Raw genomic sequence first — 25,248 nt, forward strand, 5'->3', positions numbered from 1 at the left:
AATCGTCAAAATTTGTCCGGTCTGTGGCGCATATCGTTCAATAAGCAATATCGGCTTTCATGGTACCTGCATATTCGCCACCACGAAGGAGTAATCAATGGGTATCTGGCAGAAATGCATGATCGCTGTTGCCTGCAACAAGCCGATACGTCGCACCGGTGAGGCCATTGGACGCAAGACCGGTCTCGCGGACCAGTTTGTCAGTGCGAGCAATATTGAAGGACATGTTGCGCGCGCCATCCGGTTGCGCGAACAGGGCATCGGAATATCAAGCTTTTATCTTGGCGAATATGTCACCGACATTGCCCAGGTCCATGAAACAGCAGCACAGCTGGGGGCGCTTGTGCCCAAGCTCGATCAGGCGGGCGGGGATATTCATATTTCCATCGATCCGTCGCAGCTTGGCTATATGCAGGGCAAGGAAGTCCTTGATCAAAATGTCGATGACATTGCCCGACTGATCCGAACGGCGGCAAACGGAACCGCGCAGCGCAAAAATAACCGCACCATCCGATTAATGATCGATATGGAAGATTTCGACATGATCGATGATACGCTTGCCCTGCATCATCGTCTTGCCGATGCGGGCATTCCGGTCGCCCAGACGTTACAGGCCCGTCTGTTCAGAACAGAAACCGATCTTGAGAGCATGATTGCGCGCGGGGCGATGGTACGGCTGGTCAAGGGCGCCATGGCCCCGCCTGATGCGGTGGCCTTTACCAAGCGCCCCGATATCGATGCCAATTATCTGAAGCTTGCAGGCAGGATGTTGTCCGATGCTGCGCGCAATGCCGGGTTCTTTCCGGTGTTTGGCACCCATCATCGCGATCTTGCGATCCGGATCGGGCAAATTGCCGATCAGAATGGTTGGACGCGCGACCGGTTTGAATTTGAAATGCTGTATGGCGTGAACCAGCCCTTGCAACGTGAATTGCGTGATGCCGGATACCGGTTGCGGCTTTATGCGCCGTTCGGGCATGACTGGTGGGCTTATGCCTGGCGTCGGGTCGGGGAAAATCCCCGCAATCTTGGTTTGTTGTTACGATCCGGGCTGAACCGATAGACATCTTAACTACCTGCATATGCCGCCAGATCCGTCTGGCGGCATTTTTACGAGGGCCAGTGTATCGGGAACGGCGGGAACGGCTGCGAAGGATTGATGTCACATTGACAATATCTGGAGTTTCACATATCAAGTTAGTTAACTTACTTAATTGATCAGAATAAGGATCGGTGATGGCGGGCAAACTCAGTTCCGAGGAAAAACGGACAAAGCTTGCCCGTGCGGCAATGAATGTGATCTGGCGCGACGGATATCACGCGGCCACCATTCAGGCCGTCGCCAACGAAGCCGGATTGCCCGCAGGCGGGGTGTTTTACCGGTTCCCCAGGAAACATGATCTGGCGCGCGCCGCACTTGAAACCATTCAGGGTGAATTCGCACCGCTTCTGGCCAGCATTGCGCCAGATGGTTCGGTCCGCGAACGCGTTGCCAAATTCTTTGATTATCTTGATGCCATGACCCCGCGCCGGGTGCGCCATGGCTGCCCGTTAGCGCGCCTGATGATTGATCTGCCACCGGATGCGGATTTTGATGATGCGCGCGCAATCGGACAATCGGTGTTTGATGACCTTGTTGACTGGCTGGCCACACAGTTCGTGGCAGCGGGCATGGTCTCGACAAAGGCCGAAACCGAAGGACGACGGATTATTGTGCGCTGGCAAGGGGCGATCATTCTTGCGCATGCGATGAATGACCGTGCCATCCTTGATGACGAAATCGAGGATTTGCGTCAGACGGCGCAGCAATTGCTGTGATGCAATTTATGATTGCCATCATGAAACCAATTTCTGGTGATGGTATTGTCGGGTTCAAACGTCATATATTGAAGACAGTTCTGTACTGAACAAAAAGGGGCCGACATTATGCAAAGATTGAAACTGGCGGTTGCGGGGCTTCTGGCTGGAATGCTTGCGGCCTGTGCAAGCGGCCCGCGCGTCTATACCGATGTTGATCCGGCGGCCGATTTCGGTCAGTTCCAGACCTTTGCCTTTATTGAATCCGCAGGCAAGGATACCGAGGCCCGGTATCAGACCCTGTCAGGGCAGCGGATCGAGGATGCCATAAGCAGCGCCCTTGAAGCGCGCGGCTATCGCGTTGATATTCGCAATCCCGATATCCTGATCAATTTCCATCTCAAGACCGAGGAAAAAACGCGGACAGCCCCGCCGGTCTATGTTGGCGGCTATTACGGATATCGCAGCGGAATGTATGTTGGCTGGCCGGGCTATGTCGAACCCGGTTATGTCGATACCTATACCGAGGGAACCCTGACGGTTGATATGGTCAACCGCGTGACCAGACAGATGGTCTGGGAAGGAACGGCGGTTGCGCGTGTGACAAGTTCGGTGCGCGAGGCGCCTAATGAAACAGTCAGATCAGCAGTGGCATCGATCTTTGCCAAATATCCCTTTGTTGCCGGAAGTAACGTTGCCGTGCCGCTGGCACAGTAACTTCCCCAGTGGCATCAAGGCCGCGATACAAGGCGGGCAATAAAAAAGGGCCGGATAACCGGCCCTTTTGTCTGGAATACGCAGGCTGTCAGTCTTCGCTGGCCGCGGTGAAAGCCATATAGAGTTCCTGCGCGCGGCGTGTGATCGGGCCGGGCTGCAGGTTGCGGTCGTCAAGTTTGACGCAGGGTGCAACCTTGTAATAGTTGCCGGTGCCAAAGATTTCGTCGGCAGCTTCGAGTTCCTCGTATTTGCAGGTTTTCTCGACAACCTCGACGCCGTTTTCACGCAGAAGGGCAATGACGCGCTGACGGGTCAGACCATTAAGGAACGTGCCATTGATGGCCGGGGTATAGACCGTACCATCCTTGGCAAAGAACAGGTTGGCATAGGAAAACTCGGCCACATTGCCAATCGGATCAAGCATCACACCGGTATCAAAACCGGACTCGGTCGCCTCGGTCACTGCACGGCCGACATTCGGATAGAGGCAGGCTGCCTTGGCCTCGGTCGGGGCACTTTCCGGTGACGGGCGGCGGAAACTTGATTTGCGTGCCGTAAAGCCGGTCTCGATGGCGTCGGGAATGTCAGAGACCGAAAGACACAGCACGAATTGCGCGCTGTCGGGGTTCGGGGCAAGGAAGCCTTCACCACCATAGACAATCGGCTTGATATAAAGGGCAAGTGCCGGATCGAATTTCTGAACACCTTCCTTGACCAGGGCAACAATTTCCTCGGTCGTGATTTTGGGTGTCAGACCCATCAATTTGGCGGAGCGCAGCACACGCGCGCAATGCGGATAAAGGTCGGGCATCTTGCCATTCATACGGCGCGCACCGTCAAACACGGTCGATGCCATCCAGACACCATGGGTTTGCGGACCCATGATGTTCGGGTTACCCTCATGCCATTCGCCCTTGTACCAGGTCCAGGTGGTGGGGGTGCTATCAGTGGCGGCGTGGCCCATTCTTGTACTCCTGATCAGTCTTGTGCGCGTCCGCTTGGCGCGGCGCTGCCGGTGGGGCGGTCAATTCCGGGGGTGAGAATAGGATTTTTGCCCAAGGATGGTCAAAGAAAAGATCGCATTTGGCGCTGCCTGAAAATTGTCATGAAAAGTTGCGATATCTGCGGGCTGCAGATTTTGTATATCTGTTTGATTATGAACAAAATTTACCGATCAGAACCATTACCCGAAAGGAAGCCATCATGGGCAGTGACATCAAACTTGATATCAACGCGCGCTTTGATCATGCTCGGGATGTGATCAAGGCCGCGGGCAAGCGCGCGATGTCCTATTACGATGGCACCGCCGGTGACCTTGAGATCGAGGCAAAGACCAATGCCCTTGATATGGTCAGTATTGCCGACAAGAATGTCGAGGCAATCATTCGTGACCGCATTCATGATGCCTTTCCCGAAGACGGATTTCTCGGCGAGGAAATGGGGATCGAGCAGGGCAGCAATGACTGCCTTTGGGTGATTGACCCGATTGACGGCACAGCCTGTTTTGTCAACCAGATGCCAAGCTGGTGCATTTCCATTGCACTGGTTGTGGCCGGTGAAATCGTGCTGGGCCTGATCTATCAGCCCTGCAACAAGGAACTTTTCACCGCCCGACTGGGCGAGGGGGCCGAGGCCAATGGCGAGCCGATCAAGGCCAGTACGGCAAATTCTGTGAGTGAGGGCCTGATGGGGCTTGGCATGTCTCATCGCACCAGCAGTGATGAAATCACGCCTTTCATCAAGGATTTGCTGGACCGTGAGGGCATCTTTATCCGCAACGGATCAGGGGCGTTGATGATGGCCTATGCCGCGGCGGGCCGGTTGATCGGTTATTACGAACCCCATATCAATCCGTGGGACTGCATGGCGGGCATCCTTTTGATGCGCGAGGCCGGTGGCTGGGCCAATGATTATCTTGGTGCGCCTGATGCCCTTGAAAAAGGCGCGCCTATCCTGACTGCCGGGGCCAATGTTGCCGCCGAATTGCGCGCGATGACCGGGATTGAAAAATAAAGTCCGGTACCGCCCCTGTTGCAATGGATCAAAGGATCAGGGGGCGGTTTTTTGCTGTGCTGCGCGTCGGTTGTCCAGCATCCGGCTTTCAAGGCGCATCAATTCGCTATTGATGGCCTTGATATCAAGCGGCTTGGTGCAATGGGCGTCAAATCCCGCTGCCCGGAAGACGGCAAGATTGTCATTGGAAATATCTGCCGTCAGGGCAAGGATCGGGATGGTGGCCTTTACGGGGTCATCAAATTCGCGGATTTGTCGCGTGGCTTCGATCCCGTCAAGGACGGGCATATGCACATCCATCAGAACCGCATCGAAATCCTGTTTTGCAAGGATATCAAGGGCGTCCTGACCATTGGCTGCCGGGGTGATGATGTGCCCCTGCTGTTCAAGGAGTTTCTGGGCAAGGATGCGATTGATCTCGATATCCTCGACCAGAAGCAGGTTCCTGCCGGTAACCGGGACCTTTTCAAGATCTTCGTCGGTTTGAGCTTCGATTTCCGCATTTTCCGCCGCCGCCGCAGCAGAGCTGCGCGGCAGGGTCAATTCAAACCAGAATGTGCTGCCAGTTCCTTCCTGGCTATCGACCCTGATCTTGCCTCCCATTGCCTCAACCATGCGCTGACAGATCGCAAGCCCAAGCCCGGTGCCGCCATAGCGGCGTGACGTCGATGTTTCGACCTGTGCAAAGGCCTCGAAAATGGTTTCGAGTTTGTTGGCCGGAATGCCGATCCCTTCGTCGCGCACGGAAATGCGGAAACCAAGGTCATCATCGGTGACCGTGGTCGGTGTCACGGTGACATGGATATTGCCATATTTGGTGAATTTGATCGCATTGGAGACAAGGTTGGTCAGGACCTGTCGGAAGCGGACCGGATCACCGGTGACCCAGCGCGGCATGTCTGCCGGGATTTCAAGATGCAGCCGGTTATTCTGTGCGCGTGCGGGCACCAGCATCATTGATGTGACTTCCTCGCAAATCCCGCGCAGATCAAAGGGCACTTCTTCAAGGATCAGGCGTCCGGCCTCGATCTTGGAGATATCAAGAACATCTCCGATCAGCGACAGGACATGACGGCCCGCCCCGCGAATGGTCGACAGGTATCCGCGCAAGGTTTCGACAGAAAAATCCTTGTTGTCCAGACTGTCACTGGCAAGTTCGGTATAGCCAAGGATAGATGTCATCGGGGATCGGAATTCGTGGCTCATATGGGCGATGAATTCCGATTTTGCCCGGTCGGCCTGCTGGGCCTGATTCATTGCCCGTTCGGCAGCGGTACTTGCATTTTCAAGTTCCTCGGTCCGGCGGGCAACCAGATCGACAACATATTTTTCCGTGCGGTTGAGTGACCGCAGATAAATCAGCAACAGAATGCTGATCATGCTGCCAAATACAAGGATCGCCCAAGGTTGCCAGTAATGCAGGCTGGCAAGTGCGGACTTGGTCGGATGCAAGACAATTGTCCAGTCGCGATAGCCAAAGGTGAAATTTGAAACAGTCGGATTGAACGGTCTTTCAAGTTCGTGCTGAATATGGTCAATGGCATAGTCAGTCGGCCGGTTGGAATAGATCAGCTGTGCGTCGGATCTGGATTTCAGGTCGGCCAGATGGATCTCAAAATCAAGCGGCATGCGTGCCACGCGCGCCGCCCGCGTGATCATGTCGGTCAGGCGCAGGACACCCACGGCAAGTCCCAGTGGCGGACCATCGGGGTTGCGCCGGTTCTCAACGCTCAAAAAGGCAAGTGCAGTGGCAACCGCTGAGTTTGACTGAATCAGTTTGATCGGTTCGGTCAGGGTGACATTTCCCGTCAGAAGGGCGGTCTCAAGCGCACGTCTGCGGGTTTCCTCACTGGCCAGATCAAAGCCGATAGCGGCTTCGTTACCTGAACGCGGGAACACAAAGAAAATCGGGTAATACCCATCGCGCTGGGCGGCGGCTTGTCGCTTGCCATCGACCAGTTCGCGGATCTGGAAATCCGGAACTCCGCGCAAGGCGGCATTTTCTTCTATCAGCGCACGGGCGCGGCCTTCGATAAACGGCGCCCATTCAAGGGCGGCAATCCCCGGACGGCGACTGACCCAGGGGGCAATCATTGCGTCAAACGTATTGGCAGAAACACTGCCATGGACGTCAAACAGCGTTTTGACCGCGACCAGTGCATCGGTCGCACGGCCAAGTTCTTCGCGAAGGGACGCCTCAAAGGCCAGCCGGTATTGTTCGGTCGACACGCGTTCTGCCGCAACCAGCTGGCTATAGGTGTACCAGGATGCCAGAGACGACACGCCAAAACCGATGACACCGATCACGATCGAAAGGGTGCGCCGCATGCGATGCACGTCATCAGAAAGGCGGCCGTCACGTGCGCGCGTCGTGATAAAGGAAATGCGCTCCAGTCCGCCTGCAAGGAACAGGGTCCCGACCGATACGGCGATCAGATAGCCATAAAGATTGCGAAGGCCGGTATTGATCCCGACCGACCCGAATGTATTGTTGCCAAGGGCCGCAAAGACAATGATGTCAGCCACAATGATGGTATTGACGAGTGTCGCACCCAGAAGCCCGAACCGCGTCGCCCCCCAGATCACAAAAGGCAGGGAGACAAAGATGAACAGAAATTCGGGTTTCGAGACCAGTGGTGTGGTCTGCACCGCCGAGGAAATAACGATGGCGGCAACACAGATAAAGACCAGCTCACCATAATGCTGGCCCATCCGGCCGAACTGACGCCATTTCATCAAGCGCATCACAAGTGGCCCGACAACAATTGCGCCGACCAGATCCCCCAGGAACCAGCCCTGCCAGATTTGCGGGAACTGGCCAAAATTCCCGATCACGACAAGACTGAGCGATGTGGCGCCAAAAAGAGCGGACAGGGCAGGGCTGAGCACGCATCCGAGCGACAGGAAAATCAGCATGTTTCGGAACAGGCCGATCGGGTAGGTCCCGCAAAACCGCCGGACAAGCAATGCCGGGCCGATGGCGGCAATGGTATTGCCTGATGCGATCAGAAAGGCGAGGGTAATGGATGGCGACGTCGCAAGGTTAACAGCCAGCGCCCCGATAAAGACGGCTGGAAAATATCGCCAGCCCCAGACAATCAGGGCGGCAAGCGCAATCCCGGATGGCGGCCAGACAAGGGTGACGCTGCTGCCAAAAAAGGGCAGTTGCAAACCGGCATAACCAAAAAGGAAATAGGCAAGTGCAATCGCCAGAGCGCGCAAGATATAGCGGCGTTGCAGCGTCAAACGAATTCCCCTTTCCCCCATGCGCGACACGTCTGTGTGTCTTCTCCTTAATGTAAGGATGCGCAACGTGATTTTGAATACGGTTTCGACGCAATCACGGATGATCAGGATGAAAAAAATATAACAGAATCTGGCAAAAGCCGATGGCGGGGCATTTCAGTGCCTGTCGCGGGTTTTGTGCGGGTTACTGACTGCACCATAAAACGCGCGCGACCCAGTCAATCTGATCAGCGGGGATGAACCGGTCTTCAAAGTCGGGGTTGAACGATTTCAGCTCGACGCCAAGCGCGCCGCGCCGGATCAGTTCCTTTGCCAGAACTTCGCCATCAACCGTTTTGACGACAACCCGGTCATGGGGGCGGATGTTTGATGCGGGGCTGACAATGATCAGATCGCCATTGCGAAATACCGGCGCCATTGAGTCCCCGGAAATCCGCAAGCCATAGGCGGTCGGATCATGCAGGGCCGGAAAAGTGATGTCTTCCCATGATCCGCCAACCGGATAACCGGCATCGTCAAAAAATCCCTGATTGCCAGCCTGCGCAAAGCCGATCACCGGGATGCGCCCGGCCCCATTGCCATCAACCAGTTCGGAAAATTCACGGAAACTGACATCGGTCACCGCAAGCACCTTGGAAATGCTTTCGGTCGAGGGCCAGCGCGCCTTGCCCTGTGTGGTGGTGCGTTTGGACCGGTTGAATGTCGTCGGGTCAAGCTGTGCCAGACGCGCAAGACCGGACGGTGTCAAACCGTGATCTTTGGCGATCTGGTCAAGGGCGGCCCAAATTTTCTGATGTCGGATCATGACCCATCCTAGCAGGGGGGCGGGACGCAGTCGAAGGAATTTATTCCTTATCGCTCGGGGATTTTACAGGCGGCAACAGACCGCCCGGCTAAGCCTTGGCGATGGCCAGATTGGCGATATTGTCAAACAGGGTGACTTTGCCCATCTGCCCGCCCTTAAGCAGCATCGGCAGGCCATCAAGGCTGTTCTGTGCGCTGTCATGTGTTTGGGCATGGGCACGAATGACCGGCGCACCGGCATCGAAATCGGCAACATAGGACAGGCTGTCAATGCCAAGGGCCTGAACCGCAAGGCTTGACGTATCGCCACCGGCAATCAAAAGGAAACCAAGTGCTACCGACCGGCTGATATCGGCGATGAAACGCGCGCTGGCCTGTGCAAGGTCATGGCTGGCAATCGTGTGATTGCGGTCATCAGACAGCGACACCAGAAGGTTCTTGCCGTCTTTCAGGGCCGAAAGACATTCGTCTTTCAACAGATTGACGGCATCGGGATCAAGCAGATCAGATGGAGACACGCGGTATTTGACATAGTTCTGTGCGCTTGCCACCTGTTCGGCGGTCAGGGGTGATCTGCTTCCGGCAAAGGCAAAGACCGGCCCTGCGCGCCGCGATGCTTTGGCAGCATTTTGCGGCAGGGGCGGGAATGACGGAAACAGGGCCTGTGCGACGCTGCTTGCACCAATGCACAGGATCGGGGCGGATGTGGCGATCTCATGAAGGGCTTCGCCAATCGTCAGAAGATCGTTTTCATCTGACACATCAAACAGGGTTTCGGTTTCGCCAGTGGCGATCCGGCGTTTGATTTCGGCAATCAGGGCGGTGCGCCCTTGCCGGATCATGGTGAAATCAATCAACCCGACACTGGACCAGCCCTGTGTTGCCAGATGGCGACGAAGGTCGGCCTCGCTCATCGGGGTGACCGGGTGGTTTGCCATCACCGGATGGCGGTCAATGCGGTGGATTTGTCCCGCACCGACACCGGCAAAAAGATTGCCAAGGAAACAGAACCGGCGCAGTGACGGCTGTCCGCCGATGATGGCTTTCCATTTTGCACCAACGGACTGCGCATAACGATCTGCAACGGTGGCAATATTGCCGGTTTCCGGTGCGCTGTCGAAGGTCGAGCAGATTTTGAAATGATAGATGCCACAGCGGGCTTTTGCCAGCTGGCTTGAAAGTTTGCCGATGGTGGCAACGCCGTCTTCGACCCCCATAGCACGAAGCGACGTTGCAACACCAAAGGCATCGAGGCTGCCAGGGTCTGAACCCGGTGACCCGTGACCAACGTCGTCTTTGTGTTCCGACATATCCGGAGCAGTCAGATACAGGCGTGCAGAAAGTCCTGCCCGGGCCAGCGTGGCCAGCGTATCGGACGCCCCGGTGAAGTCATCAGCACAAAAAACGAGTTTGGTCATTGTCAGCCTCGTGCCCCATAAAATGCCAGGGCTTCTGACAGGGCAGGGTTGGTTTTGGCATGTTGTTCGAGACTGACACCGGCTTCGCAGGCTTCCCATGCCTGACGCAGACTGGTGATGCCCGCCGCAGGTCCCGACGGATGGGCAAGGATGCCACCCCCGGCCAGGAACATGAAATCAGCCGATCCGACCGCCTTGCAGGTGGCCGGAACCGTGCCAGCCCACTGGCCCGACGAAAAGACCGGAAGAACGCGATCTTCATCGCCATTGCCAGCGGCAAGCGGCTTGCCACACAGTTGGGCCGATGCTTCGACTTCGCTGTCTTCATCACAGAATTTACCGCCCATGCCATGGACATGCATGTGATCCATACCCGCCAGACGATACAGCGTCTGATAGGCCGGATAGGCCATGCCGATCATCGGATGACGCGACAGCGCCCCAAAGCCGTTGCGATGCCCGTGCAGGACAAGGCCGGTCGATTTGCGCAAGGTCTGAAGGGCTGAAAGACCCGTCCAGTTCATGCTGACCATCGCGCATGATCCGCCTTCTTTTTCAATCAGGTCGGCATGGTGACGCATGGCATCGGTTTCATCGGTGATGTTAAAGGCAATCATCACATCGCGCCCGGTACGATCCCGATAACGACGGACCTGATCCATCACGGCCGGGATGCGTTCGGCAAGCGGGGCGGATGCCGGATTGGCGCAGACTTCATCATCCTTGATGAAATCGACACCGGCTTCGCAAAGCTGCCCGACCAGACGGGCGATATCGTCGCTGCGCAGGCCGACATTCGGCTTGATGATCGTGCCAAAGAACGGGCGACAATGGACATCCATGCGATCGCGCGTGCCCTTGGTTCCGGCCACCGGATAATCATAAAGATCGCGATAGGCCTTGGGCACTGTGACATCAATCAGCTTAAGCCCGGTGATTTCGCCCAGATCATAAAGATTGCCCGAAACCGTTGCGGCCAGCGTCGCAAGGTTTTTGCCGATATTGCCAGTCGGAAAACCGATGCGGATCTCGGCCCGGCGATAGGGGCCGGTGATGCCGCGCTCAGTCAGATAGGCACTATGCAGGCTGGGGTGATTGACCGGGGTCAGTTCGCGGACTTCAAGCACACGCGCCGAACAGCGTTCGCGCAGCTCGTCGGTTTCACCTGCTACGCGCACGAATGTTCCGCTGCTTTGTTCGCCAGCCATGATGGCGGCGATCTTTGCAGGATCCATCGGCGTTTCGATAAGATAGCGGGCTTCGATCAGGTCCATGGCTCAGATTTCCGAAAGCGACGGGAAAGGACGGATCGGTTCAGAACCGTCCCAGTCAATCGAGGCTTCATAGATCGACTTGAACAGACGGCCTTTCGGACCGACAACTTCGGAAAGTTCGATCACGGTGCCCGGATGCATTTCGCGGTCAAAATAGACAAAGCGACCATTGTCACCGACCTTGCCGCTCATTTTGACGTTGAAGCCCTTGCTTTCCATCAGGGCAAGGTCATCATCAAACTTCTCGGTCCAGTAGGCGACATGTTGCAGGCCGACATTCCCGGCCTGGGTAAAGTCGCGATACATGGACGGCGCGTCATTGCGGGTCTGGATCAGTTCGACCTGAACGTAACCGGAATTGGCAAGTGCGACCGAGTTGTGGACGTCATAGGCCTTGCCGTCATAACGGTAATCCTCGATCGGCACGCGCGGGTTATAGTACCAGGGGCCGACACCCATGGTCGTGGACCAGTATTCCATGGCCTCTTCGATATCGGGCACGACATAACCGAGCTGGCGAATTTCACCAAGAAATCTGCTCATGTTTCCTCACTTAATCCAGAAGGTTGGGCAACCAGACAGAGATTGCCGGTATGCAGGTCACTGCGAGCAGCGACAAAAACAGCGGTAACAGGAAGGGCAAGGCGCCCCGGATCACGCGGTGCAGCGGCATCTTGGCGATGATGCTGACCATATAAAGGCTCATGCCGACCGGCGGGGTCAGAAGCCCGATCATCAGATTGAGAACGAACACGATGCCAAGTTGCAGCGGATCAACACCGGCCGCCGTCATGGCAGGGGTAATGATCGGTGCGATGATCAGGATGGCGGCAATGGATTCAAGGAACATGCCGACCACCAGCAACAGCACATTGACGATCAGAAGCAGCACCAGCGGATCGCTTGAAAGCCCCAGAAGGAACTCGCTTGCCGTTGCCGGCAGGCGATCCATGGTCAGGACCCAGGCAAACAGGGCGGCGGTGGCAACGATGAACAGGACATTGCCCGTGGCATCGACACTGTCGCGTGCGGCAATCAGAACACGTTTGAGATCAAGCTGCCCATAGATGAACTTGCCGATCAAAAGCGCATAGGCAACCGTGACACCGGCCACTTCGGTCGGCCCGAAATACCCCGAAATCAGACCGCCGATCAAAAGAACCGGGGCGGCAAGGGCAGGAAGCGAGACGACGAATTTGCGGGCAAAGGCCGCAAGGCTGAATTTCACCTCGTCACGCGGCAATTTATAGATGCGCGCCATCACGGCAACCTGTGCCATCAAAAGGATGGTGATCAGGATGGCCGGAACGATGCCTGCAATCAGAAGCTTGACCGCTGATACGTTCGAGACCGACGCAAAGATGATCAACGGAATGCTTGGCGGGAAGATCGGACCGATGGTGGCTGCCGCCATGGTGATGCCCGATGCAAACTCGGAAGAATAACCCTGTTTGCGCATCATCTTGATCTGAACGGCACCAAGGGCCCCGATATCGGCAAGGGCCGCACCCGACACGCCCGAGAAAATCAGGCTGACCAGAACGCTGACCTGTGCGGTCCCACCCCGGATCCAGCCAACCATCATGCGGACCAGTTCAAACAGATGGTTGGTCACACCCGACAGGCTGAGAAGATTGGCGGCAAAGATGAAAAGCGGCACGGCCAGAAGCGGGGTTGAATCAAGCGCATTGACCGTGCGCTGCGCCAGAACCGCCATCGGCAGGTTAAACAGGATCATCACCACAGCCGATGACAGGCCCAGACAGACCGCAATCGGCACACGAATGATCATGAGTGCGAGAAACAGGATAAGAAGGGTTGCACTCATCATTTGCGGGAATCCCCAGACGATACCTGTTCCGACATTTCCTCGGCGATGGCCTTGGCAATCGGGTTTTCGTCTTCTTCGGTGTCAAAGTCAGAAGCAGGTTCGGTGCCGGTGATCAGGCGATAGAGTGCAACAATCAGCAAAAGCACAATCGCGATCAGAACCGGCGCATAAACTGCATAATTCGAAAGGTTGAGCGACGGGGTGGTGAATTTGCCCGCACGGATCAGAAACTTGTAAAGACCAAACAGGAAGATCCCTGCAAATGCGCTGATCAGCACATAATTGGAAAATCGCAGGATCGCCTTTCCGCAAGGCCGCAGGGCGCTATAAAGCAGATCAATTGCGATATGACGGTTGTGCAGCATCAAGGCCGGAACGGCAAAGAACACCAGGGCGATATTGGAAATGCGCGACAATTCATCGGCCCAGGGCAGGCCAAGATCAAAGAAGTTGCGCAAGATCACCTGACCAACCACCAGCACAGCCATCAAACCCAGCATCAGCATGGATAATGCGGTCATGAAGCGGCAGATGCGGTCCAGTCCCCTGTAGATCGGGGAATTCCTGTACGGCATGACGATACCTGAATAAAAGCGGGATAAAAGGGGCGGGCGACATCCCTGAACGCAAGGTTCCCTGATGCCGCCCTGATCGTTTTATTTTACAGCAGCGATCTGTTCGAAATACTTGCCGTATTTGTCGTCAAAACGCTCGTGGACGAGTTTCTCGACACCGGCGCGGAAGGCCGCAACATCAAGACCGTCATCCGGACCAATGATGGTCATGCCGGCATCCTTAAGCTTCTGAAGATCGCCTGCTTCCTTATCAAGGATCATCTGGGAGGCTTTCTGACGAACTGTTTCAGCCGCCTTGGTGAGGCCGTCCTTGATGTCCTGCGGGAAGCTCTGCCACAGGTCTTCGTTGATCACGACGATCTCGGCGGCCGAAATATGACCGGTCAGCATCATGTGCGACTGAACATCAAAGAGCTTGTGGTCAACTGCAACGTTTACCGGGTTTTCCTGGCCCTGAACGATACCGGTTGCAAGGGCGGTCGGGACTTCCGACCAGTCAACCGGAACCGGGGCAGCACCAAGGCCCTCGACCGCGGTCAGATAAACCGGGGACGGAATGGCGCGGATTTTGACACCAGCCAGATCAGCAGGCGTCTTGACGGCCATATTGGCGGTCAGCTGACGGGTGCCGAAATAGAACGCATACAGGACGCGCATGCCGGTATTGTCGATCAGACCCTGATTAAGTTCGGCCATGATCGGGGAATTGATGTCGACAACCTTCATCAGGTGATCATAGTCGCGATACAGATACGGGGTGTCGAGCACACCGAAATCTTCGTAAAGCGAGCTCAGCGCACCAGCGGTATTGTGCGAAAGCGCGATGGAACCCATCGAAACGCCTTCGGCCAGTTCCTGAATCTTGCCAAGCTGGGAGGACGGGTAAACATCGATCTTGACCGCGCCATTGGTGTTCTTGGCGACTTCTTCGGCCAGCCAGTCTGCCTGCATGCCAACAACGCTGGTCGGCGAGTTCATGTGGCCGTAATTCAGTTCATATTCCTGCGCCTGCGCGCCGTGTGCGATCACGGCAAACGAAGCTGCCGCTGCAAAGGTGGTCGCGAGCTGGCGAAACTTTTTATGCATAGCCATGGTTTCCTCCCATGATGGTTTATGAGCGTTTTGACGGCAGAACGCACCTTTGAAAGATATGTTCGTACCTTATCTGTTTTCCGGTCGGGATTGTTATATCTTTTCCCTTGAATGGACGCAGAATACGTGAAACATTTTGCCTCATCAAACATCATAAAATGATGTGTTTTGATGTTTTTTGAGGATCAGATGCCAAAAACGACCGGCCCCATCATCAAGGATATCGCCGAGCTTTCCGGGGTTTCACCGGCAACGGTTGACCGCGTTTTGAACAAACGTCCGGGCGTGCGTGAACGCACGGCAAAGCGGGTTTTGCAAGCGGCAAGCGAGCTTGGCTATCTGCCCGAAACCGATATGGCCGAAGCGTTTCGGCCCAAACCGATGCGGGTCGTGTTCCTGTTGCCATCGGGCACCAACCCGTATTTGCAGTTGCTTGGTGATCGCATCAAAACTGCGGCCGAGGCCACCACGGGCTATAACATCCGCGCGCGGTGCTTTTTCATCGACAGTTTCAATCCGCAACTTCTGTCCGAGGCGCTTCGTCAGCATGGCGAAAAGGCCGATGGCATTGCTTTTATGGCGATTGATCATCCGCTGGTGCGTGAAACCGTGTCCGAACTTCAGAATGCCGGAAAGCATATGATTACGGTGGTGTCCGATATTTCCGGTGTGCCCCATGCCGCCTATGTCGGGCTTGATAACCGTGCGGTTGGCCGGACGGCAGGATATTTGCTGGGCCGGTTCAAGGGCAGTCGCAGCGGGCGGGTGGCAATGATTGCGGCCAGCCGCACCTATCGCGCCCATGAAGAACGCGAAATGGGCTTCCTCAGCCTGATGGAAGAAGAATTTCCCGAACTGCGCGTGGTTGCAGCCCGCGAAGGCCACGATGATCGCAGCGAAAACTATCTGCACACCAAATCACTGCTCGAAGAATATCCCGATCTGATTGGCATCTATAACGTCGGCGGGGCATCGGACGGGGTGGCACGCGCCTTGCGCGAAAGCGGTCGTGGACGCGACATCATCTTTATCGGCCATGGCCTGACACCCGATACCCGTCGTTTCCTGCTTGAAGACATCATGGATGTCGTCATCACCCAAAGCCCCGGCGTGATCGTGCATAATGTGCTGCGCATCTTTGAAAATCTGCGCGCCGGTGGTCAGGTCGACAAGGACCTGGCCAAACTGACCATGGAAGTGGTGGTCAAAGAGAATTTGCCGTAACTCTGTATGGTGCGTGGGTAAACCAGCCCTTCATAACTGCACTGTGCGGCGGACCACCCTGCCAGGACATCACAGCTTTCATGCTCGGATCATTGAACGGTAAGGCGACATAGGATGGTGTTGCTTTGTTCAAGGTCCGGTCCCCAGATCAGCCGTGCATTTGCATCCCATCTTATCCTGTCGTAACCGTCCTTGGGACGCACGGCGCGCTCGGAATACTCAACGGCTTGCGGCCAGGAAGACGCATCAAAACCGGCCTGATCCCAACCTGCCGGTTCGGGTGTGATTGTGAAACCGCAGGGGCCAATACCCGCAACCGGGTTGCGTTCGCGGGCACAGGATTTATCAAGCGGGGCGGTGTGAATGACCCGGCATTGCCAATCCGCATTGCTTGCCGCGACGGTCTTGCCTGCACGGTCCCTGATCTGGACAATCACGCCGCCATCACCCATTTGCTGACGCCGTGTGCCGATATATTCCAGCCCTGTATCATCCTGTTTGAAATCCTTGGCGACCAGACCGATCACAAAGGGGCGTTCGGCCTCAAACGCAAAGCTTTCGGCATTAAAGGATCGCTCGGTCGTGATGGGAACACTGTCCTCTGCGACCTGAACGCCATTGATGCGCATTTTAAACCAGTTATCCGCCCAGACATCGGCCCGGAATGTTTCGGCCGCAAGCGGACTCGCCGAAAAGCACAGAAAAGCAAAGGTAGTGACAAGGCGTTTCATTGCGAAAATCCCAATCCCCAATGGTGCATCTTTGATAGCTCCCACGCCTTTAGCTCCTTTCGGTTTCAGTGTGCCGTCATCGGAGCTTGGCCTAAAAGCGCAGTTTAGTCAGCTTATTCGCAGAAGGCGTGAGTCTGTCTGTGGCCATCAACTATGTAGTCATCGCCTGACTTGGTAGCGGTTAGTGTATGTACGCAAGAATCTGAATACGGTACCAATGTTGTCGTCGTGGGACCGGAAATAGGAACCATGCCGCCTGTGGTTATGTTCCATTGGTATGCACGTCGGTCGTCTCCAAGTTCGATCACGTTTATTGGGGGCCCATAGTCAAGAATTGGCTCCTGGATCGACTGTCCAATGTAGCCTTTCATGATCTGCCCTGTGCAGCTGGCCAGCACTAGGAAAGTAAAGATCGCTAAACGCCTCATTATATTCCCCCAAATATCTACTGAGTGCATAAGGGATACTCTCATATTTGAACGGGTTTCGCGAGGATGCGCAGTTTCCTGCGAGGGTGCAATTTATGGAAGATAGGAAATTAATCCTTTACAATGAGAACAAAAGGGGATTATAACTTGCAAATCAACACCGGAACTGCATCCAGAAATAGGGATTTCTCCATCTGCTCATAGGCGGCGGGGTGCCCTGAAATATGCAACGGCTGTGTCACCGTTGCCGGAATTGGGCGGCATGGCCGTCTTTGGGGAAATCACAAACCAGCATCATCGTAACGATGCGCACTTATGTGCGTGCGATGGGTTCAGCTTGGCTTTTTGGCGGGTGAAATGGCTGTTTGGTGCCCCATCCCAGGGGATTGCATGGTCGGCGTTGCGATGAGAATCCAGCCAGCAGGAGGGCGACGTGACCGAACAACGACTTTTTCCAAAACCCCTGTCAGAGCGTGAAATTACGCCCTTTGCCAGTGCGCGTCAGGCATGGTTCTGGTTCGTGCGATGTCAGACCGCGCGGATCGAGGGCGCACGCGTGATCGCCGATGCGGGCGAGGTGGTGCGCCCGTGCGATCCCGATGATGTCTATAACGCGGTGATGCGGCTGAAACAGGCCGGGACATTGACCGACCGGCATTTGCAGGTTCTTGAATATTTCGGGCTGGTGGAACGCGAACCCGATCCCCGTGATCCGCGTGAAAAAGGTAAGGACAGCCTGTGGCGGCAGGCCATGGAGGCGCTTGAAAATGTCCTGATCACACGCGGGATTGTGACGCGCCGCCGCGATGAGGATTTCCACCATGACGAGGTCATGATCAAACTGCGCGGGGATTTGTCGCCATGCGGAATCTGAGTTTTGAAAATCTGTGTTCTGTCGCGCCGGGCAGGGTAGGTGACGACGACAATTATCATGCCATCCCAAATGCGGATGCCAGCAACGATACGTCGCTTGATCAATGGATCAGCCAGTCGACATCGGCGCGCGAGGCATCGGTTCTGGTGGTCTTTGCCGATGCCCCGGAAAAGCGGTTATTGCGGTTTCTTAAACCCGGATTTCGCCATTGCTTTGTGCTGGTGTCGGGATTGCGGGCCGGGGAATGGATTTGCCTTGATCCGCAAAGCCACCGGGTGCGCTGTGAAAGCTGGGCCTATTCGCCGATCTTTGATCCGGCGGCCTATTACCGGTCAATCGGCCATCATTGCATCTGGGCCCATTACCCGCACATGGTCACGCGCAAGGCCCGGTTTGGCCCGATGAGCTGTGTCGAACTGGTTAAACGATTGCTGGGTATTTCGGCCTTTTGGATCATCACCCCCTGGCAGCTTTATCGTCATATGTACGCGCAAAGCCAAACGGGCAGGGACCGGACGACTGAAAACGGCCATGTTTATTTTTCTGAAAAATGTTCTTGATTTGTTCTTTTTGTGATGCTATAAGAGGCAAATCAACGCGATAATTGCGCCCGCAGGGTTCCGACCCTTGCGGGCGTTTTTGCGTTTGGCCTTGAGCTTGTGGATCGCGTTTCCCGCCTTCGCGGGAATGACGTTCGTTCCTTGCAGCTGTTTTGGGCACCGTCATCCCCGCGAAGGCGGGGGCTCGTGCAACGTGCTCTTTCGCAACCATCACCAAACTTCACAACCCGGAGACCGCGATGGGAAGCCTGTTTTCAACGCCAAAGCCGGTCATGGTCAGCAATCCGGTCACGACCGCAACCACCACCAACGATGCGGCTGCGAAGACGCCAACCGGCTCGGAAACCGCAACCGGCAATGCCCGCAAGGAAGCCCTTGAACGTCGGCGTTATGGCCGGTCCAGCCTGATCACCACAAGCTTTCGCGGCTTGCTGAATGACCGCATCACCGGGCTTGGCGGTGGCAAAAACCTTTTGGGGGAATAGGCATGGCAAAACCGGCAAAACAGATGACCCATGGTGCCGCCGGGCAGGAGCCGCAAAAGGCCAGCGCCAGGGACAAGAACGCCAACACCAACACCAGTATTGCCCAGCTGCGCAGCCGCTATCAAAAGGCGGTGGGCCGTCGGCGCAACTGGCTGGCCCATTGGCAGGAATGTTATGAGTTTGCCCTGCCTCAACGCAATGGTGCCGCCCGGCAAACCAGCGGGGGCAAGCGCCTTGACCGGGTGTTTGACGCAACCGCACCCGATGCGGTCGAACAGCTTGCCGCAAGTCTGATGGCCGAAATTACCCCGCCTGCGGGTGGCTGGTTTGATCTTGAACCGGGCGGCAATGTTGCGTCCGATGATCGCGAGGTTCTGACAGAACAGCTTGGGCGTGCGGTGCGCATTCTTCAGGGGCATTTTGACCGGTCGAACTTTGCAGTCGAGATGCATCAGGCCTTTCTTGATCTGGTCACGGCTGGCACCGCGTGCCTGCGTCTTGAAAAGGCCGGTTTGCAAAGCCCGTCGGCCTTTCTATTTGCTGCCGTTCCGCTGCGTGATCTGGCCTTTGAAGAACGATCTGATGGCAAGATGGACGCGGTGTTTCGCAAGCTGATGCTGAGCCGTGATGACATCATGTCGAACTGGCCCGGTGCCGGGAAGCTGCCCGAATTCGGGGCAAGCAATGATGAAGAAGATCATCAGAAACGCTTTGCCGTGATCGAAGCGGTTATACCGGCCACCAGCGGGCAATCGGGATATGAGATTTACGTCTTTCGCGAGGAAGGCGGGGCATCACAGGATGATCTGATTTATCGCGGGCAGTTTGATGTTTCGCCCTATATCGCCTTTCGCTGGATGAAGGCCCCGGGTGAGATTTATGGAAGGTCGCCTGTGATGAAGGCGCTGCCTGATATCAAAACCGCGAACAAGGTGGTCGAACTTGTTCTTAAAAACGCATCGATTGCCGTGACCGGCATCTGGCAGGCCGATGATGACGGGGTGTTAAACCCGGCCACCATTCGACTTGTACCGGGCAGCATCATCCCCAAGGCGGTCGGATCGGCGGGGCTCAAGCCGCTTGATGCGCCAGGCCGGTTTGATGTGTCTGACCTTGTGTTGTCAGATCTGCGCGATCGTATTCGCCGCTGTCTTCTGGCCGACCGGCTGGGTCAGGTTGATCAACCGGGCATGACCGCGACCGAGGTGCTTGAACGTGCATCGGAAAATGCGCGGTTGCTTGGTGCGACCTATGGCCGGTTGCAGGCGGAATTGCTTTATCCGCTGATCCGCCGGGCGCTTCATATCCTGAGCCGGACCGGGGAACTTCCCGACATTCCGGTTGACGGGGATGTCGTGGTTTTGCGCCATTCTGCGCCGCTGGCGCAATTGCCAAGACGGGTACAGGCCGGACAGGTGCTTGACTGGCTTTCACGCATCGCAACCCTTGGCCCCGATGCGATGAATGAGGTCGACTTGCCGGTCATGGTGCGCTGGCTTGCCGATCAGTTCGGGGTGCCGGACCATCTTTTGAAACCGGCCTTGCCAGCCATTATGGCGGAGGAACTGGCATGAACACCGAAAACGGTTGGGACTGGTTCGAACCGCAAGAGTCTCCAAATCCGGGCGCGGAAAATGATCACTGGCAGGCCTGTTTTGACAGTCCCGCCGGGCAACAGGTTCTCGATGATCTTGAAGCCCATATTCTGCACACCGCCCTTGGCCCGGATGCAAGTCCGGGGGCGATCTGGATGCGCGAAGGGCAACGCGCACTGGTGCTTTTGATCCGGCGGCTTGCAACAGCAAACAACACTGCGGAGGAGGCAGATGACTGACATCATCGCGGATAATGAAACACCGCCAAATGACAGCCTGTCGGGCGGTGGTGCCGAACCACAAATTGAAACTGAAATTCCTGATCCGGGCCCCGCTGATGCGGGGCTTTTGTCTGGGGGCTTGCCGGATGATCAGGGTGATAAGCATGACGGGAATAAAGCCGATATGCTCACGGTGCCTGCCAGTGCTGATGACTATGCGATTTCGGTTGATGATGCGCTTGGCGGCATGGATCCCGATCTGAACAAGCGCCTGCATCAAGCGGGATTTAACAATGCGCAGGCCCAGCTTGTTTATGATCTCGCCGGGGAAATTCTGGGTCCGATGATGGCCGATATGGATCAGGCCGCCAAACGGGCATCGGACCGGGCGGCCCTGATCACTGAATTTGGTGGCAAGGACGCATGGCAGGCCCTGGCACCGCGGATCGAACAATGGGGGCGGGCTAACCTGCCCGATGCGGCCTTTGAAACACTTTGTCAGACCAGGGACGGGGTGATGGCGCTCCATCGTTTGATGACGCAGGCAGGCGAGATCACATTGGGTCGTACGAATGATGCCGATGGCAGTGGCGATTTGCGCGCCGATATCCGGGCCAAAATGAATGATCCGCGCTATTGGCGTGATCGCGATCCGGCCCTGATTGCCGAGGTACAGGCGGGCTTTGCGCGCCTGCGCGGCGATTAGGACAACCGCATTTTCCAACAGATGACGCGTAACGGGCACCAGGGGCAGATGGCTTTGGTGACGGGCTTTTGATGCCCGGATTTCATTTCTTCAAAGGGGGCGAATAGCGATGAGCGATACCATTGATCAAAGCTTTATTGATCATTTTCAGGCCGATGTGCATCAGGCCTATCAGCGCATGGGATCAAAATTGCGCAACACGGTCCGGGTGAAAAATTCGATCAAGGGCGCGACCACGGTTTTCCAGAAAGTCGGCAAGGGCACGGCAATGACCAAGGCGCGCCACGGCAAGGTACCGGTGATGAATGTCGATCATGAAGCGGTGCGGTGTGATCTGCGCGATTACTATGCCGGGGACTGGGTTGATGCGCTTGATGAACTTAAAATCAACCATGACGAAAAGATGGTTCTGGCCAATGCCGGGGCCTATGCGCTGGGCCGCAAGACCGACGAGCTGATCATCAATGCACTGGTGCAGGGCGATGATATCGTGCCCGATAATGCCGAGGGCATGACGCTTGAAAAAGTCATGATGGCGTTCGAAGGACTGGGCGAACGCGATGTTCCCGATGACGGGCAGCGCTATGCGATTGTCGGCTGGAAACAATGGTCGGAACTGTTGCAGATCAACGAATTTTCCAATGCCGATTATATTGGTGATGATGATCTGCCCTGGAAGGGCACACAGGCCAAACGATGGTTGGGAACGCTCTGGATGCCCCATTCGGGGCTTCCGGTGGCGGCGGGCATCCGGTCCTGTTTCTGGTATCACCGCACCGCCATCGGTCACGCGATTGGCTCGGACGTTCAATCCGATATCACCTGGCATGGCGATCATGCGGCGCATTTCGTGAACAACTCGATGTCACAGGGCGCTGCCCTGATTGACGGCGATGGCGTGACCTGTTTGCAGGCGCAGGAATAAGGACGAAGTCCTGCTCAATGCGCTGCTTGAGGTTCCCGCCTGCGCGGGAATGACGTTCGTTCCACGCACGTGTTTTACCCATCGTCATCCCCGCGAAGGCGGGGATCTCGATCGGCAAGCTCAAATCTCTGACAAAGACAACCACAGGAGCCCATAGATGGCAGAAGGTTTCAAAGCCAGAAACCTCAGTGTTCTGGCCTATGCCAACGGCTTTACGCTTTGGCATTACATCACCCCGGATGTCGCCGCCGACGTTGATACATCGGGCTATTTTGCCGATGCACGCGACATGCTGCGTGTCGGTGATTTCATCATCGCCAATACCAACCGCGACGCCACCCTGTCTGGCGGCCTTTTCGTGGTCGCAAGCTCGGGTGCTGCGGGCGTTGATGTCCGCGACATGACGGCAATTGGCACGGCCAATACCGACTAAGCGCGCATCTCTTTTATTTCCTCCCTCACCCTCGGCCCCGGTAGCACTGCTGCCGGGGTTTTCTTTTCCCAACCAAGGAGACTGCGCATGCAGGGGAATACTGCTGTCGAATGTGAAATCCTCAATGTCATTCAGGGGGCTGGCATCTGGCCTGATTGCGATGATAAAACCCAGCTGCTTCAGGCGATCAACACCCTGATTTCCGGTGGCGGTAACACCGTTATCATCGGCAGCGAAATCGGCTCGGTTTCGGCATTTGCGATGCCGACCGCCCCGGAAGGCTGGCTGGTCTGTGATGGCGCTGCGATCTCGCGCACGGAATATGCTGATCTGTTTGCTGCGATTGGCACGCTTTGGGGCCATGGTGATCAGGTTTCGACGTTCAACCTTCCTGATCTACGCGGCGAGTTTGTTCGCGGCTTTGATGATGGTCGCGGCGTAGATGCGGGGCGTGTGTTCGGCTCCTGGCAAAAGCCAAGCATTGCAGGTTTTGATACGGGCAATGACTCAGTTTGGAGCGTTACCACTACTCTCACCTCTGGTGATGTTGCTGGTGCCCTCGGTTACGAGGCATATGACTCAAGCGACTACTTGGATGGTGGACTTGCAGGTGCTCCGGGACAATCCATCACAGCCTTGCCGGGCGTCTCGGGAGATCAGGGTTATTCCGGTGCAGTTCGCCCGCGCAACGTTGCGATGACTTATGCGATCAAGGCGTTCTATCCCACTGTTTCAGCTCAGTAAGTCTTTCTGAAATCAGACATCTTTCCCCCGGCAGGCATCGCTTGCCGGGGTTTTCGTTATCGACCAGTACATAAGAGTGACGAATGACAACTAACGAACAAATGAACCTCTGTGCCGCAATCGCAAACTTTGCTGCATCATGCACGACAAGCCAATGCCGTTTGGTCGAGCTCAACGGTATGTTGGTACTCCGTCGTTTTGGTGGTCGTAAAATTGTGATCAATGGTGGGCTATACGATATCCCAGTGGAAGGGGTTTCTATCGCTGCGACATCAACCCAAGCAAACAACCTGTATTACGTCTATGCAGCGGTAATCAATGGGGAATTGGTGCTGGAATGGTCATCAGTCGGCCATACGCAGAGCGAAGTCACAGGTATCGAAATCAAACTTGGCGATGAAACCAGAACCTTGGTAGGCATGGTATATGTGCTGCAAAACGATGCATGGCCTGCAGCTCCAGAACTTGTGGCAAGCTGGTATAATCGTCAGCCGATTGCCAAAAACTCTTCCACTGGTGCTGTTTCTGTTTCGTCAACATCCTTCCAGATCGTTACCACGACAGCAAACTCAATTGGCTTCCTGTGCTGGGCTGATGATGCTGTAAGTTTGAGTGCTGCTGGTTATGCCGATTGCTCGAATGGATCGGCAGCTATGGTGGCAATTGATGGAACACCAATCGGAGCTTATGCCAGCGGAGTTCAGCCGCAGGCTTCTCTTGCGCCAACTTATGCCGGCCTTCTAACCGAAGGCTACCATCTTGCCGGGATTGCAATGCGATCACCAAATGGCGGAACAAGTAGTGGCGTAATCGGCTTTGATATGACGGTTTCGGGTCATCCCTAACCCTGATGCTATCCCAGTGTTTCAGCTCAATAAGTTTTTCTGAAACCAGACATCTTTCCCCCGGCAGGCACCGCTTGCCGGGGTTCTTTTTGCCCCGCAATTGGAGAATTCAAATGCAGTGTTTGAGCCCGGTTGAAAGCGAAGTTCTCAACGTTGTTCTGGCAGCGGACATTGTTCCGGATCGCATGGACGATACCCAGCTTTTGCAAGCGCTTCAGGTCATGTTTGGTGGTGGTAGCTCCTCCGGTTCGGTGCCCGTCGCGACCGTGCTGCCCTTTGCCGGTTCGGTGGCCCCGGAAGGCTTCCTGATTTGTGATGGCGCGGAAGTGCCCGCAAGCGAGTTTGCCGATCTGTTTGCGGCCATTGGCACCACCTATGGCGAAGGCCAGTCGGCCGGTGGTTTCAAACTGCCGGATCTGCGCGGTCGTATTCCGGTCGGTGCCGGTCAGGGTGGTGGCCTGACAGACCGTGTCATTGGTGCGGTCGATGGTACTGAAACGCATCAATTGACCGTTGATGAGATGCCTTCGCACAGTGGTCATATTGATGCAGCAGTTGGGCAATCCGGAAATAACGCCGGTTCATCGTCTAGCCAGAATGGCATCATTGAAGGCGGCGATCAGCCGCATAACAATATGCAGCCATTCCTGGTGGTGAATTACATTATCAAGGTCTGATCTGGCCTGATGTGATCTGGTCGGGGCCCGGTT

General features: G+C 55.8%; 26 protein-coding genes. 16 read left to right on the forward strand and 10 right to left on the reverse strand.

Annotated elements, in window-relative coordinates; all coding sequences use genetic code 11:
• Nucleotides 1-97 precede the first annotated feature (97 nt).
• The 3 genes from TH30_RS13670 to TH30_RS13680 all read left to right on the forward strand — a co-directional run bounded on the left by TH30_RS13670 (nt 98) and on the right by TH30_RS13680 (nt 2,514).
• Nucleotides 98-1,063, forward strand: coding sequence for a proline dehydrogenase family protein (locus tag TH30_RS13670; RefSeq protein WP_114098644.1), 966 nt, complete (start codon nt 98-100; stop codon nt 1,061-1,063).
• A gap of 173 nt (nt 1,064-1,236) precedes the next feature.
• On the forward strand, nt 1,237-1,818 hold the full coding sequence (locus tag TH30_RS13675) for a TetR/AcrR family transcriptional regulator (protein ID WP_114098645.1): 582 nt from the start codon (nt 1,237-1,239) through the stop codon (nt 1,816-1,818).
• A 108-nt stretch (nt 1,819-1,926) separates the two neighbouring features.
• Nucleotides 1,927-2,514, forward strand: a complete 588-nt coding sequence (locus tag TH30_RS13680) for a DUF4136 domain-containing protein (RefSeq protein WP_114098646.1) — start codon at nt 1,927-1,929, stop codon at nt 2,512-2,514.
• An 88-nt stretch (nt 2,515-2,602) separates the two neighbouring features.
• On the opposite strand, the gene TH30_RS13685 is transcribed toward TH30_RS13680, so the two are convergent.
• Complete coding sequence (locus TH30_RS13685) at nt 2,603-3,478, reverse strand: branched-chain amino acid aminotransferase (RefSeq protein WP_114098647.1); 876 nt, start codon at nt 3,476-3,478, stop codon at nt 2,603-2,605.
• Between the two features lie 239 nt (nt 3,479-3,717).
• Here TH30_RS13685 and TH30_RS13690 point away from each other — a divergent pair, with 239 nt between their 5' ends.
• Nucleotides 3,718-4,527, forward strand: coding sequence for an inositol monophosphatase family protein (locus TH30_RS13690; protein ID WP_114098687.1), 810 nt, complete (start codon nt 3,718-3,720; stop codon nt 4,525-4,527).
• Between the two features lie 36 nt (nt 4,528-4,563).
• Here TH30_RS13690 and TH30_RS13695 read toward each other — a convergent pair whose 3' ends face one another.
• The 8 genes from TH30_RS13695 to TH30_RS13730 form a co-directional block, all read right to left on the reverse strand.
• Complete coding sequence (locus tag TH30_RS13695; protein ID WP_258548729.1) at nt 4,564-7,773, reverse strand: CHASE domain-containing protein; 3,210 nt, start codon at nt 7,771-7,773, stop codon at nt 4,564-4,566.
• Between the two features lie 184 nt (nt 7,774-7,957).
• A complete protein-coding gene (locus tag TH30_RS13700; RefSeq protein WP_114098649.1) occupies nt 7,958-8,578 on the reverse strand; it encodes a LexA family transcriptional regulator in 621 nt (206 codons plus the stop codon).
• Between the two features lie 88 nt (nt 8,579-8,666).
• Nucleotides 8,667-9,995, reverse strand: a complete 1,329-nt coding sequence (locus TH30_RS13705) for a four-carbon acid sugar kinase family protein (protein ID WP_181850286.1) — start codon at nt 9,993-9,995, stop codon at nt 8,667-8,669.
• 2 nt (nt 9,996-9,997) lie between these two features.
• Complete coding sequence (locus TH30_RS13710) at nt 9,998-11,269, reverse strand: RuBisCO large subunit C-terminal-like domain-containing protein (protein ID WP_114098651.1); 1,272 nt, start codon at nt 11,267-11,269, stop codon at nt 9,998-10,000.
• A 3-nt stretch (nt 11,270-11,272) separates the two neighbouring features.
• Nucleotides 11,273-11,812 (reverse strand): VOC family protein, encoded by a 540-nt coding sequence (locus TH30_RS13715; protein WP_114098652.1) that lies wholly within the window; start codon nt 11,810-11,812, stop codon nt 11,273-11,275.
• Between the two features lie 10 nt (nt 11,813-11,822).
• The gene (locus tag TH30_RS13720) at nt 11,823-13,100 is read right to left on the reverse strand and encodes a TRAP transporter large permease (RefSeq protein ID WP_220150321.1); all 1,278 of its coding nucleotides are present in this window, start codon (nt 13,098-13,100) and stop codon (nt 11,823-11,825) included.
• A complete protein-coding gene (locus TH30_RS13725; protein ID WP_114098654.1) occupies nt 13,097-13,621 on the reverse strand; it encodes a TRAP transporter small permease in 525 nt (174 codons plus the stop codon). The genes TH30_RS13720 and TH30_RS13725 overlap by 4 nt, the downstream gene beginning before the upstream one ends.
• 135 nt (nt 13,622-13,756) lie before the next feature.
• Nucleotides 13,757-14,767 (reverse strand): TRAP transporter substrate-binding protein, encoded by a 1,011-nt coding sequence (locus TH30_RS13730; RefSeq protein WP_114098655.1) that lies wholly within the window; start codon nt 14,765-14,767, stop codon nt 13,757-13,759.
• Between the two features lie 189 nt (nt 14,768-14,956).
• On the opposite strand from TH30_RS13730, the gene TH30_RS13735 reads away from it, so the two are divergent.
• The gene (locus TH30_RS13735) at nt 14,957-15,991 is read left to right on the forward strand and encodes a LacI family DNA-binding transcriptional regulator (protein ID WP_181850288.1); all 1,035 of its coding nucleotides are present in this window, start codon (nt 14,957-14,959) and stop codon (nt 15,989-15,991) included.
• An 89-nt stretch (nt 15,992-16,080) separates the two neighbouring features.
• Here the strand turns inward: TH30_RS13735 and TH30_RS13740 are convergent, their stop codons facing one another.
• Nucleotides 16,081-16,722 carry a PEBP family protein gene (locus tag TH30_RS13740; RefSeq protein ID WP_114098657.1) on the reverse strand — a complete coding sequence of 214 codons (642 nt, stop codon included), beginning with the start codon at nt 16,720-16,722 and terminating at the stop codon, nt 16,081-16,083.
• 861 nt (nt 16,723-17,583) lie between these two features.
• Here TH30_RS13740 and TH30_RS13750 point away from each other — a divergent pair.
• From TH30_RS13750 to TH30_RS13800, 11 genes are all read left to right on the forward strand, one after another.
• Entirely contained in the window at nt 17,584-18,024 is a 441-nt protein-coding gene (locus TH30_RS13750) for a hypothetical protein (protein ID WP_114098658.1), read from the forward strand.
• Entirely contained in the window at nt 18,012-18,584 is a 573-nt protein-coding gene (locus TH30_RS13755) for a hypothetical protein (RefSeq protein WP_114098659.1), read from the forward strand. The genes TH30_RS13750 and TH30_RS13755 overlap by 13 nt, the downstream gene beginning before the upstream one ends.
• 239 nt (nt 18,585-18,823) lie before the next feature.
• Nucleotides 18,824-19,069: a hypothetical protein gene (locus TH30_RS13760; RefSeq protein ID WP_114098660.1), complete on the forward strand. Its 246-nt coding sequence runs from the start codon at nt 18,824-18,826 to the stop codon at nt 19,067-19,069.
• A 2-nt stretch (nt 19,070-19,071) separates the two neighbouring features.
• Entirely contained in the window at nt 19,072-20,643 is a 1,572-nt protein-coding gene (locus tag TH30_RS13765; protein ID WP_258548730.1) for a portal protein, read from the forward strand.
• The gene (locus TH30_RS13770) at nt 20,640-20,903 is read left to right on the forward strand and encodes a Bbp19 family protein (protein WP_114098661.1); all 264 of its coding nucleotides are present in this window, start codon (nt 20,640-20,642) and stop codon (nt 20,901-20,903) included. The genes TH30_RS13765 and TH30_RS13770 overlap by 4 nt, the downstream gene beginning before the upstream one ends.
• Entirely contained in the window at nt 20,896-21,591 is a 696-nt protein-coding gene (locus TH30_RS13775; protein WP_114098662.1) for a capsid assembly protein, read from the forward strand. Before TH30_RS13770 ends, TH30_RS13775 begins: the two co-directional genes overlap by 8 nt.
• Before the next feature lie 109 nt (nt 21,592-21,700).
• Entirely contained in the window at nt 21,701-22,516 is an 816-nt protein-coding gene (locus tag TH30_RS13780) for a phage capsid protein (protein ID WP_114098663.1), read from the forward strand.
• A 157-nt stretch (nt 22,517-22,673) separates the two neighbouring features.
• Nucleotides 22,674-22,949: a hypothetical protein gene (locus tag TH30_RS13785; RefSeq protein ID WP_114098664.1), complete on the forward strand. Its 276-nt coding sequence runs from the start codon at nt 22,674-22,676 to the stop codon at nt 22,947-22,949.
• A gap of 87 nt (nt 22,950-23,036) precedes the next feature.
• Nucleotides 23,037-23,693, forward strand: coding sequence for a phage tail protein (locus TH30_RS13790; protein ID WP_114098665.1), 657 nt, complete (start codon nt 23,037-23,039; stop codon nt 23,691-23,693).
• An 83-nt stretch (nt 23,694-23,776) separates the two neighbouring features.
• Nucleotides 23,777-24,538 carry a hypothetical protein gene (locus TH30_RS13795; RefSeq protein ID WP_147252003.1) on the forward strand — a complete coding sequence of 254 codons (762 nt, stop codon included), beginning with the start codon at nt 23,777-23,779 and terminating at the stop codon, nt 24,536-24,538.
• 113 nt (nt 24,539-24,651) lie between these two features.
• The gene (locus tag TH30_RS13800) at nt 24,652-25,215 is read left to right on the forward strand and encodes a phage tail protein (protein ID WP_220150322.1); all 564 of its coding nucleotides are present in this window, start codon (nt 24,652-24,654) and stop codon (nt 25,213-25,215) included.
• The last annotated feature ends 33 nt before the right edge of the window (nt 25,216-25,248 follow it).

The organism is Thalassospira profundimaris (assembly GCF_003326795.1).
GTDB classification, from domain to species: Bacteria; Pseudomonadota; Alphaproteobacteria; order Rhodospirillales; family Thalassospiraceae; genus Thalassospira; species Thalassospira profundimaris_C.